The 13,797-nt window shown below is 53.9% G+C and carries 10 protein-coding genes, 1 tRNA gene and 2 pseudogenes; 9 read left to right on the top strand and 4 right to left on the bottom strand.

What is annotated here, in order from left to right:
• Positions 1-63 precede the first annotated feature (63 nt).
• From KBY02_RS16970 to KBY02_RS16960, 3 genes are all read left to right on the top strand, one after another.
• Complete coding sequence (locus tag KBY02_RS16970) at positions 64-1,242, top strand: hypothetical protein (protein WP_225650636.1); 1,179 nt, start codon at positions 64-66, stop codon at positions 1,240-1,242.
• A complete protein-coding gene (locus tag KBY02_RS16965; RefSeq protein WP_225650635.1) occupies positions 1,232-2,998 on the top strand; it encodes an ATP-binding protein in 1,767 nt (588 codons plus the stop codon). Before KBY02_RS16970 ends, KBY02_RS16965 begins: the two co-directional genes overlap by 11 nt.
• Positions 2,999-3,162: 164 nt before the next feature.
• Complete coding sequence (locus tag KBY02_RS16960; protein ID WP_225650634.1) at positions 3,163-4,635, top strand: ATP-binding protein; 1,473 nt, start codon at positions 3,163-3,165, stop codon at positions 4,633-4,635.
• A 44-nt stretch (positions 4,636-4,679) separates the two neighbouring features.
• Here the strand turns inward: KBY02_RS16960 and KBY02_RS16955 are convergent.
• The 4 genes and pseudogenes from KBY02_RS16955 to KBY02_RS16940 form a co-directional block, all read right to left on the bottom strand.
• Positions 4,680-5,034: pseudogene (locus tag KBY02_RS16955) on the bottom strand (histone-like nucleoid-structuring protein, MvaT/MvaU family).
• A gap of 64 nt (positions 5,035-5,098) precedes the next feature.
• Positions 5,099-5,296 carry a hypothetical protein gene (locus KBY02_RS16950; protein WP_225650633.1) on the bottom strand — a complete coding sequence of 66 codons (198 nt, stop codon included), beginning with the start codon at positions 5,294-5,296 and terminating at the stop codon, positions 5,099-5,101.
• Entirely contained in the window at positions 5,250-6,110 is an 861-nt protein-coding gene (locus KBY02_RS16945; RefSeq protein WP_225650632.1) for a chromosome segregation protein SMC, read from the bottom strand. Before KBY02_RS16945 ends, KBY02_RS16950 begins: the two co-directional genes overlap by 47 nt.
• 104 nt (positions 6,111-6,214) lie before the next feature.
• Positions 6,215-6,291, bottom strand: a tRNA-Arg gene (locus KBY02_RS16940).
• Between the two features lie 23 nt (positions 6,292-6,314).
• Between KBY02_RS16940 and KBY02_RS16935 the strand changes: the two genes are divergently transcribed.
• The 6 genes and pseudogenes from KBY02_RS16935 to KBY02_RS16910 all read left to right on the top strand — a co-directional run.
• Entirely contained in the window at positions 6,315-7,700 is a 1,386-nt protein-coding gene (locus KBY02_RS16935) for an FAD-dependent monooxygenase (protein ID WP_225650631.1), read from the top strand.
• Between the two features lie 45 nt (positions 7,701-7,745).
• Positions 7,746-8,381 (top strand): LysE family translocator, encoded by a 636-nt coding sequence (locus KBY02_RS16930; protein ID WP_225650630.1) that lies wholly within the window; start codon positions 7,746-7,748, stop codon positions 8,379-8,381.
• Between the two features lie 286 nt (positions 8,382-8,667).
• Positions 8,668-10,110, top strand: coding sequence for an NADP-dependent succinate-semialdehyde dehydrogenase (gabD, locus tag KBY02_RS16925; protein WP_003367662.1), 1,443 nt, complete (start codon positions 8,668-8,670; stop codon positions 10,108-10,110).
• A gap of 179 nt (positions 10,111-10,289) precedes the next feature.
• A complete protein-coding gene (gene gabT / locus KBY02_RS16920; protein WP_225650629.1) occupies positions 10,290-11,570 on the top strand; it encodes a 4-aminobutyrate--2-oxoglutarate transaminase in 1,281 nt (426 codons plus the stop codon).
• Between the two features lie 159 nt (positions 11,571-11,729).
• Entirely contained in the window at positions 11,730-13,115 is a 1,386-nt protein-coding gene (locus KBY02_RS16915; RefSeq protein WP_225650673.1) for a response regulator, read from the top strand.
• A gap of 33 nt (positions 13,116-13,148) precedes the next feature.
• A pseudogene (locus tag KBY02_RS16910) lies at positions 13,149-13,797 on the top strand (urea ABC transporter substrate-binding protein); the annotation flags it as partial.

Below are 13,797 nucleotides of genomic sequence, written 5' to 3'. Positions count from 1 at the left end.
CGAGCAGTGCTCAGCGAGGCCGGCCTCCCGAATTTAACGGAATAGAAAAATGCAGAGGTCAAGATGGGACGTTCGGCCGACTACACAATCCAGGGTTTCCTGTACCAGTTTAATCAGACGCTCGCTGAACTTCTGAAAGCGGCGGATGAAGCGGAAATTACTATTGAAGGTATTGTCGAAGATATTGAAGTAGCAACATTTTCGGGTACCAAGGCGATTCAGTGTAAATATCACGAGACCCAGGACAAATATACTCCAAGTATTCTGTATGATCCTTTGCTTCAGATGATGAAGCACTTTAAGTCCAATTCAGTCGCGAAAATAAAATATCATCTGTTTGCACACTTTCCAAATAATCCAGAAATTGTCATCTCCGCTGTCGAGTTGAAGAGTGCGCTCAGCTCGAAAAACAAAGACTTAAAAACGTTGGTTGCAGAGGTTGCTGGTGTTGATGTTGATGAATTCCTGAAAGTATTTGCAATTACGGTAACGCCAAAGTACGACGATTTGGTGGAGGAAAACTCAAATCTGCTTGAGGCTCTTGGCTTCAATAAGGGTGAAGTGGTAACACTGTTTTATCCAAATGCCATTCAAATCATAGCTGATCTAAGTATCAAGCATCAGGAAAAGCTTAGAAAAATCACCAAGAGGGATTTTTTGGAAGCATTGCGCCGGATTAGATCTACTGCGGTTTCTCAATGGACACTTGCGTTAAAGACGCGACAGAAGGTTTTGGAGACGCGACGTAAACAGCTAAAAGAAAATTTTAGTGCAAACGTTCGTCTGCGCTTCTTGGTTGTATTTCCTGCGTTCCTAGAGCAGTTCGATGAACAGATTGTCCTATTTATCAAGTCATTTATTGATAAGTACCATTTTAAGCAGGCACATACGCACACGCCCCTCTTTGCGCTGGACGTTCCTCAAGATTTATTTGATGAAATTGCGGAACGATTAATCGGGAAGGATGTGGTGCCAAACCTCGGGCGACCAGTGAAGGCGTTTTCCGAGATCAGTTTTTTCCGTGAGCCGATGGTTCTAAAGGATAAAAAAGAGTTTGTTTTGCGGTTTGTTCGTTGGGAGGATTACAAAAATCTTAAGCTTAAAATTAAGGCGGATGATTTTTTTGTAATTGGAGATGGAGATATTACAAGTCTAGACCTTCAGGATGTGAATCTTGAAGCCCTAGGTGCCGAAAAATTTGATGAAATCAGATATATGATGGGGATGAGCAATGCCTATTAAGATTGGAGCTGTGCTTTCGTGTGCGCCAGAAGCCGTCATAGTTGCGGTGGATAGTCTTGACGCGTTCGAGAAAAATAAGGAAGGACTGCAGGTTGGCCGGTTTCTGAAGATTGCACAAGGCAACCATGATTTTACGATTGCCACCATCCGAAACATCAAAGGCACAAACACGACCACTCTAGACGGAAAGCCGACCTGGAACTTTCAGATTGAGTGCCAGGCGATAGGAACCCTGGTAGATGACAAAACGTTTGATCGTAGTAGTCTCCTCTTGCCGGTACCAACGGAACATGCATTCATTGCGGAAAACGATACCTTAGACAAGATATTCTCGGCGGATGGTGATCACGATTTCCCTCTTGGCAAACTTTCAATGAATAAAGCCATTGATCTTATGATCAACGGCAATAGATTCTTCAGTAAGCATATTGCCGTTGTGGGCTCCACCGGCTCTGGTAAATCATGCACTGTTGCGAGCGTGCTACAGGGTATCGTTGGGATATCTCAACGTAAAAACAGTAACAAGGATATGCAAAATAACTCACATGTTGTTATATTTGATATCCATGATGAATATACCGCTGCGTTTACTTTGCACGCGGCAGAGTCTTTCACTCTGAGTCGCCTAGATATAGATTCCCTCCAACTTCCCTACTGGTTGATGAATTCGGAGGAGCTCGAAAGCATGTTTATCGAGAGTAACGAATCTAACTCTCACAACCAAGTTAGTCAGTTCAAGTATGCTGTTGTTTTGAATAAAGAGATGCATAATCCAAATGTTCCAGAAGTGACTTACGACACTCCTGTTTATTTCGCAATTAAGGAGGTTTACAATTTCATCGAAAACCTGAATCGAGAGGTCATTGGTCGGTTGCCTGGAGAAGACAAGCCTAAGCTAGCCAATGGTGATTTAGTGTCTGACCGGAAAATTTATTTCGAAAAAATCCACGATTTTGCAGCCAACTCGACTGCGGCAGCGACCAAGGCGACCAATGGGCCATTCAATGGAGAGTTCAATAGGTTCGTTTCGCGGTTGGAGGCGAAATTGGCTGATAAGCGCCTCAGGTTTCTTTTGAACTCAAAGAAAGCTGATGGGCAGGCGCATGTTACTGACGACTTTGAGGCGTTGATGAAGCAATTCATCGGCTACGTCCACAAGGCGAACGTTACCATTGTGGACTTGAGCGGAGTTCCGTTTGAAGTTCTTAGCGTCACGGTAAGCCTGATCTCTCGCCTCATCTTTGACTTTTGCTTTCATTATTCCAAACTGCAGCATGCCGAAGGCAAGCTCAATGACATCCCTGTTATGCTCGTGTGCGAAGAGGCGCACAACTATGTACCGCGGGACAGTCACGCAGCCTATCGCGCATCCCGAAAATCTATAGAACGCATCGCAAAGGAAGGACGGAAATACGGCTTGAGCCTGATGGTTGTGAGCCAACGACCCTCGGAAGTATCGGAAACAATATTCGCCCAGTGCAACAATTTCATTTCCTTGCGCCTGACGAACGACGCAGATCAGAACTATGTGCGACGGCTATTTCCCGACAACGCCAATGCGATCACAGAGATTCTCCCCAACCTGGCTCCCGGCGAGTGCGTTGTGGTCGGTGACGCCGTGTTGCTGCCAGCTGTGATCAAGATGCCGTTACCGGTTCCAGAACCACATTCCCAAAGCGTCAAGGTTCATAGTGAGTGGAAAACTCCATGGCGCGATGTTGTCTTCGCTCAGGTCATTGAGCGTTGGAGAAAGTAAGAAGTGGAATTGCTCTTAATTTCATTATCTCATTGAAAGGGCTACATTAGGTCGGTATCAGCTATTGCAGTTCAATCGAATCCCGACCCTGACCTCGGATGGCCAGGGTCGTTGGATTAAGAAAAGGGAGTTAAATTTTTAATGGGACTTTGCCGGGGTATAGCGTGAACTACATAAACATCCTGTCTTTGGTACAAGCAAAGACCTCGTTAACACCCCCTATGTTTAACGAGTATTTAACGCACCATAATATAAAAATAAAACCAGCAGAAATAGAAGATCTGAAGGGGCTGGTTGGCGGGTTGTATGATTTATCAAATAATGCTAATGCCTTTTCTGCGTTTTACGTTGGTTATCAAATTCCCCAAATAGGTAAAGAGTTTGACTTGTTAAGGTTTGGGAAGAATAATGTTATCAATATTGAGCTTAAGAAAACATGTTCAGAAGAAAAAATAAAAGATCAGCTAGTAAGAAATAGATATTATCTGTCTTGCGTTGGTAGATATGTATATTGCTTTACCTATGTGTCGGATGTGGCGATGCTGTATTATTTAAAAGATGACAACTGCCTAGTAAAGGTTGATCTTAGTTCTTTGAGAGACTTGCTTGCTTCTCAGGAAATAAATCACGAAGAAGTTATTGATGATCTTTTTAATCCCTCTGATTATTTAGTTTCACCCTTCAACTCTACTCAGAAATTTTTGCGTGACGAATATTTTCTAACTCATCAGCAGGAAGAAATTAGAAATCGAGTTTTGCAGTATTTAGCTGGGCCGAAAATGGTGAGATTTATTTCGGTAATAGGCAGTGCGGGTACAGGCAAGACTCTGCTTGTATATGATATTTCGAAACAATTTACAAAAATGAAGAAAAATAATCTTATTATCCACTGTGGGCAGTTGAATGAGGGGCAGCTTGAGCTAATGAGGTGTGGTTGGGATATTATTCCTATAAAAAACTATTTATCCTATGATTTGGCGAGATATGATTTGATTGTTGTTGATGAGTCGCAGCGTGTTCGCCCTCATCAGTTGAAGGATATTATTGCTAAGGTTGAGGCGTCGAGCGGGAGTTGCATTTTCTCCTACGACAAGCTTCAGACGTTAGCCAACTGGGAAGAAACAAGCGATATTGATGCTTCCATAAATGGCATAAAAAACTTGGTCCTTCACAAGTTGTCCGAAAAAATCCGTACAAACAAAGAAATTGCAAACTTTATAAGGGTTCTTTTTAATAGTAAAAGAAATCTACCCTTGTCAAACACGAACAATATTAAGCTTAGTTATTTTAATAGCTTAGAGGATGCGAAATGCTATCTTGATTCGTTAGATGAGTCCGGGTGGGAAGTGCTGCGATTTACTCCATCGCAATACGGAAATGAACATCATGAAAAATATTGTGCAATTGCCAAAAAGACATCGCATCGGGTTATTGGTCAAGAGTTTGACGGTGTTGCAATACCGATTGATCAGTATTTTTCTTATAACGCAGCTGGCGAATTATATTATAAGGGGGCGGCGTATTATAATATGACTAAAATGCTATTTCAGAACATTACCCGCGCAAGGAAAAGGTTGAACGTTGTGATTATAGGCAATGAAGAGGTATTAAGCAGGTGTATATCTGTCTTACGATGATCCAATAAAAAGGGCCCGTTCGGCCCCTTTCTGATGAATCGTTTTTACATTTTAAGCCAGCTTTCCACCTCGTTAGAGCCGTGCTTCATTTTCCACTCTTTTAGCGTCTTGTGATTACCGCCTTTGGTCTCTACGACTTCACCAGTGTGAGGGTTTTTGTATGTCTTCAGCTCTCGAGGCTTACGCGTACCGGGCGTCGGGGTTGGCGCTTGGCTACGCTTGGTGCTCTGTGGGTCCAGCAAATTGATGATGTGTTTCAAGCTAAAGCCGTACTGATCTAGAAGCCCACGGAGCTTCGTCTCGAACTCGATCTCTTTCATCACTCTTCATTTTTTCCAGTGCCTGGAGTCGCTCGGCAAGGTGTTTTTCGAGGTGGCGGTATTCTGCGAGTTTGGACATTGTGTTTCCTTATTTATGACTGTATTCGGTATTAGGATATATAGCGCTGATGACATGTTTCGTACTATTTCCGGCTTATCAGCTGGCTTTCAATGTGCGCCATTTCCGCTTTGATTGCCTTGATCGTCAGCATTTGTATTTGACTGACTTTGGCTGAGGTCGCGTTGATGGTTTTCACCAGTGCAGCCAGATGAGCTTTCCGAGCCTTGAGCATGTCAGCCCAGCTCGTGCTGTTTTGTAGTGGCTTGTTCACTGCTTTCATCCGTTCGTTGTTCCAGTTGGCTCACGAGTGCAGCCTGTTGAGGTGTCGAAATATCGTCGACCTGGAGCAGATCCTGCGCGCCGTAGTTGCGCGCTCGGCCGGATAGTTCATGCCAAGTCCAGTTTCCGACCCGTTCGCCAGCTTGTGGAACGGCCAATTTCAGCAGGCTCACTTGATCAATGCCGAGCAGGTTGTAATTCGCCCATAGCCTTCCGCCCACATCGAAGAATGCCTTAGCGGCCTCGTTCCATTTCTCTTCCAGTACTGTCTGTGACAGCCACAGGGCGTTGCGTTCTATGCCCTTGTGCTTTTCCTGTGCTTCGGCGACGTACCGATCTACGGTGATCAGCTCCTGCTCCAGCACGGATATGATCAGGCCTTGTCGACGATCATGTTCGGCAGCTGTTGCCAGGCTCTTTGCGGCTTTTTGCGCATCGGCGTTCGCGGTCTTTTCGCCTTCGGTGTCGCCCCATGCGACGGCCTGTGCATAAGCAGTCGCAGCGTCCGTTTCGGCCGGCCGGGCTTTGGCCATGTCCTCTACGGCCTGTTGTTTGATCTGTTCAAGACGGGTGCTGTGGCTCTGACGTTTCTCATTCAGCTCCTGCTCATCGGCTTTCCAGTTGTTCATGGCCTCGGTGTAACCGGGCATCAGGGAATAGCTGTTGACTAGGGTCTCGCGGCGATTGATCTGCTTATCTAACAAATCCGCATTGTGCTTGCGCGAGTCGAAGCGCCTTTTCAGCTCGTTGTACTTGTCGCGTAGCTCGTACTCCTGGGCGGCAACGGACTGCTCACAGATGATGGATGCCGACATATCTTGAGAATTGCTAAAGCCAGAAACAAAAAAGCCCGCACAAGGCGGGCTTCGGGCATTTCATAGACTGTCCACAACTCAAGACACATCCAGACTGCAAAATATGGTGCACCAGGCGGGATTCGAACCCACGACCCCTGCCTTCGGAGGGCAGTACTCTATCCAGCTGAGCTACTGGTGCGACGCGGGCGCCATGATACTCACATGGGTACGGGGCGTCCAGTTGCGGGCGGTGTGCGACACAAATCATCCGCCTTCGATCCCCCCACACCCAGCTCCACCCACAAAGGAACAGCCCACCGCTACCGGCACAACCACCAGCTGGTGCATGATGCTCCCCATACCACTCCGTCAGTTCGTTCCCACCGAGGGCCTCTTATCAATCAGTTCAAAAGCATCGAGCGCAGCCCGTGCCGCGTTCTTATTACCGGGGCCAGTATCGCGGGGTGTGCCGCGGCCTGGTGGCTGACGCAGCGCGATTGCGATGTCACGGTTGTCGAGCAGGCGCCTGCCTTTCGCGATGGCGGGCAGAATGTAGATGTGCGGGGTGCGGCTCGGGAGGTCTTGCGCCTGATGGGGCTTGAGCAGGCGGTGAAGGATCTCAATACCGGCGAGACGGGGCTTGCGTGGGTCGATGAGGATAACCGCACGGCGGCGCGCATCGATCTGGCCGGTCTGGACGGGGACGGCCCGACGGCTGAGCTTGAGGTATTGCGCGGTGATCTTGCGCGTCTGCTGTATGAGGCGTCATCTGCTGATGCGTTCTATCGCTTCGGTGATCGCATCGTCTCGGTCGAGCACGACGATGAGGGCGTGTCGGTCACGTTCGAGGGCGGTGGCGAGGAGCGTTTTGATCTGTTGATCATTGCCGAGGGTGTCGGCTCGCGTACGCGGGAGCTGGTGTTCCCCGGCGAGAATCAGCCGCGACGGATGGATTTGGCGTGCGCGTTCTTTACCGTGCCTCGTGCGCCGACCGATAGCCAGACTGCGCGCTGGTATAACGCGGTGGGCGGTCGCAGTGCGGGTGTTCGTCCGGACAATCGCGGTACGACGCGTGCGTTCTTTAATGTGCAGGGCCGAAGCCACCTGACGGTAGGCAATAGCGTTGCCGAGCAGAAGGCGTTTCTTCGCGCGTCGTTTGCAGGCGCCGGCTGGGAGGTGCCTCGTCTGCTGGAAGGGATGGAGGCTGCGGAGGATTTCTGGTTCGATGACTTGCGTCAGGTGAAGATCGATCGCTGGTCGAATGGCCCGGTGGTACTGCTGGGCGATGCGGCGTGGTGTGTCACGCCGCTGGGCGGGGTCGGTGCTTCGTTGTCGCTGATTGGCGCGTACGTGCTGGCGGGCGAACTCACCAAGACCGATACGATTGCCGAGGCGCTTGCCTCGTACGAATATGTCCTGCGCCCTGTGGTGAAAAAGTCGCAGAGCGTGCCGAAACTTGTCCCGCGTCTGGTCCATCCTCGCAGTCAGACCGGGGTGAAGATCCTGCGCGCCGTACAGCGGTTGGTGGCAACGCCCTTTATCAGCAAGCGTGCTGCCAGGGCGCTGACCCCGGCGGTGCAGTCGTTCACGCTTCCGGATTATCGATAGCGCTACAGGCGTGGGTTTATGCCTGCGCCACAGGGAGAATAAAAAATGGAATCGCTACAACAGTGGCTCAGCTTCGCGATGATTGCCTTGTTCGTTACGCTCACGCCGGGGCCTGCGGTGATCATGGCGCTGTCGAATTCAATCACCCACGGCCCGGCGCGGGCGATGGTCGGTTCGCTCGGCAACGCTCTGGGCTTGATCGTGGTTGCCACGGCGGTAACGGCCGGGCTGGGCGCGATCCTGGTAGCGTCCGCGAGTGCCTTTCTGGTGCTGAAAATCGCGGGCGCGGGGTATCTGGTTTATCTGGGGATCAAGCAGTGGCGTAGCGCGCGCAGTGCATTTGATGCGCTGGCCAACGTGCCCAAAGCGGTGTCCACAGGGGGCCTGTTTATCAAAGGCATCTCGGTGGCGCTGACCAACCCCAAGGCGATCCTGTTTTTCATCGCGTTTCTGCCGCAATTCATCCAGCCCGGCAACTTTCAGGTGGAGCAGACGGGCGTGCTGATCGTGACCTTCGCCGGCTGCTCTGTGGTTGCTCACATCTTTTATGTGCTGCTGGCACAGACGCTCAAACGCCACCTCAATTCGGCCCGCAGGCGCCAGAACGTCAATCGGGTGTTTGGCGCGTCGTTTATTGGTCTGGGGTTGAGCCTGTTCACGTTGAAGGGCAGGGCCGCCTGATCGCATTGCGGTTGCAAGATGCCTCTGCGTCGCGGCTCGACGCTGATCAGAAAACCACACACCTCCCTGCGCCCGTTCTTTTTTTCGAACGGGCTATTGTCCTTTCCCCCCGCAATGCCTAGGATTCGTTTGAGATTTCAAACGCTCTTGTTCGGTCTTCCTGCCTTCATGCGTTGCGCAGCGCTGGAACCCGATGGAATGTTTTCCTGACGATGGCTTCCAAATGGGGTGCATCGATATCAATTGTTCGCGTCGCCTCTCGGGCGATGCTGTTTAGGAGGCCGACATGCAGCTCAAAGATTCCACACTGTTCCGCCAGCAAGCCTACATCAACGGCCAATGGCTGGACGCGGACGGTGGTCAGTCGATCAAGGTCAACAACCCGGCCAACAATGAAATCCTCGGCACTGTGCCAAAAATGGGCGCAGCCGAGACGCGTCGGGCGATTGAGGCGGCGGACAAGGCGCTGCCGGCCTGGCGTGCGCTGACCGCCAAGGAGCGTGGCAACAAGCTGCGCCGCTGGTTCGAGCTGATGATCGAGAACCAGGACGACCTGGGTCTGCTGATGACGCTGGAGCAGGGCAAGCCACTGGCCGAAGCCAAGGGCGAGATCACCTACGCCGCGTCGTTCATCGAGTGGTTCGCTGAAGAAGCCAAGCGTGTGTATGGCGATGTGATCCCTGGTCATCAACCAGACAAGCGCCTGATCGTGCTCAAGCAGCCGATTGGTGTGACGGCGGCGATCACCCCGTGGAACTTCCCGGCGGCGATGATCACGCGCAAGGCCGGCCCGGCACTGGCGGCGGGCTGCACCATGGTGCTCAAGCCTGCGTCGCAAACGCCGTTCTCGGCACTGGCCCTGGCTGAACTGGCCGAGCGTGCGGGTATCCCGGCTGGCGTGTTCAGCGTGGTAACCGGCAGCGCAGGCGATATCGGTGCCGAGCTGACCGGTAACCCGATCGTGCGCAAACTGTCCTTCACCGGCTCGACCGACATTGGTCGCCAGCTGATGGCCGAATGCGCCAAGGACATCAAGAAAGTTTCTCTGGAGCTGGGCGGTAACGCGCCTTTCATCGTGTTCGACGATGCCGACCTCGACAAGGCGGTCGAAGGCGCGATGATCTCCAAGTACCGCAACAACGGCCAGACCTGCGTGTGCGCCAACCGCATCTATGTGCAGGACGCGGTGTATGACGCGTTCGCCGAGAAGCTCAAGGCGGCGGTCGGCAAGCTGAAGATCGGTAACGGCCTGGAAGAAGGCGTCACCACCGGCCCGTTGATCGACGACAAGGCGGTGGCCAAGGTCAAGGAGCACATCGCCGACGCCGTCAGCAAGGGCGCAACCGTGCTGACCGGTGGCAACAGCCTGGAAGGCTCGTTCTTCGAACCGACCATTCTGGTCAACGTGTCGAAAGATGCCGCCGTAGCCCGGGAAGAAACCTTTGGTCCGCTGGCCCCGCTGTTCCGCTTCAAGGACGAGGCCGAAGTGATCGCGATGGCCAACGACACCGAGTTCGGTCTGGCGTCGTACTTCTACGCGCAGAACATGAGCCGCGTGTTCCGTGTCGCCGAGGCGCTGGAATATGGCATGGTGGGTATCAACACCGGCCTGATCTCCAACGAGCTGGCACCGTTCGGCGGTATCAAGTCGTCCGGCCTGGGCCGTGAAGGCTCCAAGTACGGCATCGAAGATTATCTGGAAATCAAATACCTCTGCCTGTCGGTCTGACCGACACGTGGGTATTGCAGCCGATGGCGCGCGAGAGCGACGTGTCATCGGCTTTTGTTGCACCGCAGTTTCCTGGTGGCCTGAAGGCTGCTGCAGTCGATCATCGTATGCTGCCGCAGTTGATCCGGTCCGCTTGATCCTTGACCCACGCCGACCGATGAGCGGCGAATGAGGAATACATGAGCAAGACTAACGAATCCCTGATGCAACGCCGCCATGCAGCCGTCCCGCGTGGCGTTGGTCAGATCCACCCGATCTTCGCTGCTTCGGCGAAGAACGCGACCGTTACCGACGTGGAAGGTCGTGAGTTCATCGACTTCGCCGGCGGTATTGCCGTTCTCAACACCGGTCACCTGCACCCGAAGATCATCGCCGCGGTGCAAGAGCAGCTGACCAAGCTGAGCCACACCTGCTTCCAGGTACTGGCCTACGAGCCTTACGTCGAGCTGTGCGAAAAAATCAACGCAAAGGTGCCAGGCGATTTCGACAAGAAGACTCTGCTGGTGACCACCGGTTCCGAAGCAGTGGAAAACGCTGTGAAGATCGCCCGTGCTGCGACGGGTCGTGCGGGCGTTATCGCCTTCACCGGCGCTTACCACGGCCGCACCATGATGACCCTGGGTCTGACCGGCAAGGTCGTGCCGTACTCGGCCGGCATGGGCCTGATGCCAGGCGGTATCTTCCGCGCGCTGTACCCGTGCGAACTGCATGGCGTGAGCGTGGATGACTCCATCGCCAGCATCGAGCGCATCTTCAAGAACGACGCCGAGCCCAAGGACATCGCTGCAATCATCATCGAACCGGTACAGGGCGAAGGTGGTTTCTATGTGGCGCCGAAGGCCTTCATGCTGCGTCTGCGCGAGCTGTGCGACAAGCACGGCATTCTGCTGATCGCTGACGAAGTGCAGACCGGCGCTGGCCGTACCGGCACGTTCTTCGCGATGGAGCAGATGGGCGTTGCGGCTGACCTGACTACTTTCGCCAAGTCCATCGCAGGCGGCTTCCCGCTGGCGGGCGTGTGCGGCAAGGCTGAATACATGGATGCCATCGCACCCGGCGGTCTGGGCGGCACGTATGCCGGTAGCCCGGTGGCCTGCGCTGCGGCACTGGCGGTGCTGGACATCTTCGAAGAAGAGCACCTGCTGGAACGCTGCAAGGCGGTTGGCGAGCAGTTGGTGACCTCGCTCAAGGCGATGCAGGCCAAGTACCCGGTTATCGGTGAAGTGCGTGCGCTGGGTGCGATGATCGCTGTCGAGCTGTTCGAAGGCGGTGACTCGCACAAGCCTAACGCCGCTGCTGTGGCTCAGGTGGTTGCCAAGGCGCGTGACAAGGGTCTGATTCTGTTGTCCTGCGGTACTTACGGCAACGTGTTGCGCGTGCTGGTGCCGTTGACCGCCGAAGACGAATTGCTCAAACGCGGCCTGGCCATTCTTGACGAATGCTTCGCTGAAATCGCGTAAAAAGTGTGAAGTCATGAATTGATTAATTTATGACCAAACAGACAAAAAAAGCCCGTTTCGACGGGTTTTTTTTGCTTTGGAGCGGGGTATTTCGCTGTTTTGGGTATATCCGGACGTTTGCATTGGCTAAGGTGGTCGCATTGACATCGGAGAGTCATGATGACCGCTGTAGTTTTGCCCGCCGTTCCTCGCGTACTGATAGCCGAGTCTGATCCGTGGGTTCGCGAGACGCTCAGCGACCTGGTGCTGGGCGTGCGTGCGGATATCGAGCTGGAGATGTGCACCGATGGTAAACAGGCCGTCGAGTGGATGAAAAAACACCTGCCGGATTTGATCATCGCCGCCCGCGAGCTGCCGGGGATCGATGGCCTGAGCCTGCTGCGCGGCGTGCGCAATCTGCGTCGTCAGCCCGCCATCCCGTTCATTCTGATCAGTAATCGCAATGACAGCGCCAGCGTGCGCGAAGTCGTGCCGCTGGCACCGACTGCCTACCTGACCAAACCGCTGAACACCGAAGGCCTGCGCCAGCGTCTTGAAGGCCTGTTGCTGGAACGCAGCGCCCCGGTTGCGGGTGCGGTGCCCGCGCTGACGCCGGGTCTGACCCTGACCAAGTTTCTCGACAAACGCCGCGACATCGCCGATGGCGCGCCGCTGTTCGTCGATGTCGCCACGGCGGTGACGCTCAGCCAGACCGCCAGCGGCATCGACGCCGCCCTGCTGGAGCAGGAACTGCGCAACGATCCGCACATCACCGCAGTACTGATCGCCGCCGCCAACACGGCGGCGCAGCACCTGGGCAAGCCGATTCAGACCATGGGCGGGGCGCTGGCCATTCTCGGGCCAGTGCAGGTCGCCAATATCGCGTCCGGTCTGGGCAAAAAGCGTATGGCAGTGCTGACCGACGACGCGTTGCTGGCCAAGGCCCATGAGCTGTGGACCCTGTCGCAGCGCACGGCTGATTACGCGCGCATCCTGGGCGGCATGCTGGAGCTGGATGCGGAGCGCTGTTTTAGCGCCGGACTGCTGCAGTCGCTGGGCGATCTGGCGGTATTGGGTTGTCTGCAGGAGTGGCTACTGGCTGGCGGCCAACTGGATGAGCAGGTGATCGGGCAGTCTCTGGAGCAATACTCCGCTGCCTTCGGTTCTGCTCTGCGCACCCGCTGGCGTTTGCCGCTGGAACTGCGTGAGCTGATCGCTGCGGTGTATCAGTACAATACCGGCATCTACACACGCGAAGTGCTGGCAATGAACCTGGCGGGGCAGATGGCGCGCCTGGGCGAGGAAGAAAGTGTCACCACGCTGATCAAAACCAAGTCGGCCAAGCTGTTGAAGCTCAGCGTCGGTGACTTGCAGCGCCTGCGCAAGAAGCTGACAGGGGTGACGGATCCGAGTTTGCTGAGGCCGCTGTCTAGCGAAACTGAGGTGGCTGCCGAGGCGGTCGACGACGAGCCTGATCTGCTCGACCTGGCACCTGAGGCACCTGCTGAAGCGCCTGCTGCACTTGAGGATCAGGCAGACGCTGTTCAGGGTTCACCCGAAAAGTAAAAACCCCACTGACGCCTTCGCGAGCAAGGTACCGCGTACTCCTGTAGGAGCGAACTTGTTCGCGAAGGCGGTATTCCTGACGCAGAAAATCCATCGACTGTAACGGCCTCTTCGCGGACAAGTCCGCTCCTACAGGGCACCGCGTACTCCCGTAGGAGCGAACTTGTTCGCGAAGGCTATATCCCAAACGCAGCCAATGCATTGAATGTACCGCCCTCTTCGCGGACAAGTCCGCTCCTACAGGGCACCGCGCACTCCCGTAGGTGAACTTGTTCGCGAAGGCGGTATTCCTGACGCAGAAAATCCATCGACTGTACCGGCCTCTTCGCGGACAAGTCCGCTCCCACAAGGCACCGCGTACTCCCGTAGGAGCGAACTTGTTCGCGAAGGCTATATCCCAAACGCAGCCAATGCATTGAATGTACCGCCCTCTTCGCGGACAAGTCCGCTCCTACAAGGCACCGCGTACTCCCGTAGGAGCGAACTTGTTCGCGAAGGCGGTATTCCTGACGCAGAAAATCCATCGACTGTAACGGCCTCTTCGCGGACAAGTCCGCTCCTACAGGGCACCGCGTACTCCCGTAGGAGCGAACTTGTTCGCGAAGGCTATATCCCAAACGCAGCCAATGCATTGAATGTACCGCCCTCTTCGCGGACAAGTCCGCTCCTACAGGGCACCGCG

Source organism: Pseudomonas sp. P129, from assembly GCF_020312195.1.
Lineage (GTDB): Bacteria > Pseudomonadota > Gammaproteobacteria > Pseudomonadales > Pseudomonadaceae > Aquipseudomonas > Aquipseudomonas fragariae.
This window is presented reverse-complemented; position numbering and strand designations above follow the sequence as displayed.

Excerpts from the sequence above, each read along its gene's own strand:
- KBY02_RS16970 (WP_225650636.1), top strand. The coding sequence starts at position 64 with ATGGGACGTTCGGCCGACTACACAATCCAGGGTTTCCTGTACCAGTTT.
- KBY02_RS16965 (WP_225650635.1), top strand. The coding sequence starts at position 1,232 with ATGCCTATTAAGATTGGAGCTGTGCTTTCGTGTGCGCCAGAAGCCGTC.
- KBY02_RS16950 (WP_225650633.1), bottom strand. The coding sequence starts at position 5,296 with ATGAAAGCAGTGAACAAGCCACTACAAAACAGCACGAGCTGGGCTGAC.
- KBY02_RS16945 (WP_225650632.1), bottom strand. The coding sequence starts at position 6,110 with ATGTCGGCATCCATCATCTGTGAGCAGTCCGTTGCCGCCCAGGAGTAC.
- KBY02_RS16935 (WP_225650631.1), top strand. The coding sequence starts at position 6,315 with ATGGGTACGGGGCGTCCAGTTGCGGGCGGTGTGCGACACAAATCATCC.
- KBY02_RS16930 (WP_225650630.1), top strand. The coding sequence starts at position 7,746 with ATGGAATCGCTACAACAGTGGCTCAGCTTCGCGATGATTGCCTTGTTC.
- gabD (WP_003367662.1), top strand. The coding sequence starts at position 8,668 with ATGCAGCTCAAAGATTCCACACTGTTCCGCCAGCAAGCCTACATCAAC.
- gabT (WP_225650629.1), top strand. The coding sequence starts at position 10,290 with ATGAGCAAGACTAACGAATCCCTGATGCAACGCCGCCATGCAGCCGTC.
- KBY02_RS16915 (WP_225650673.1), top strand. The coding sequence starts at position 11,730 with ATGACCGCTGTAGTTTTGCCCGCCGTTCCTCGCGTACTGATAGCCGAG.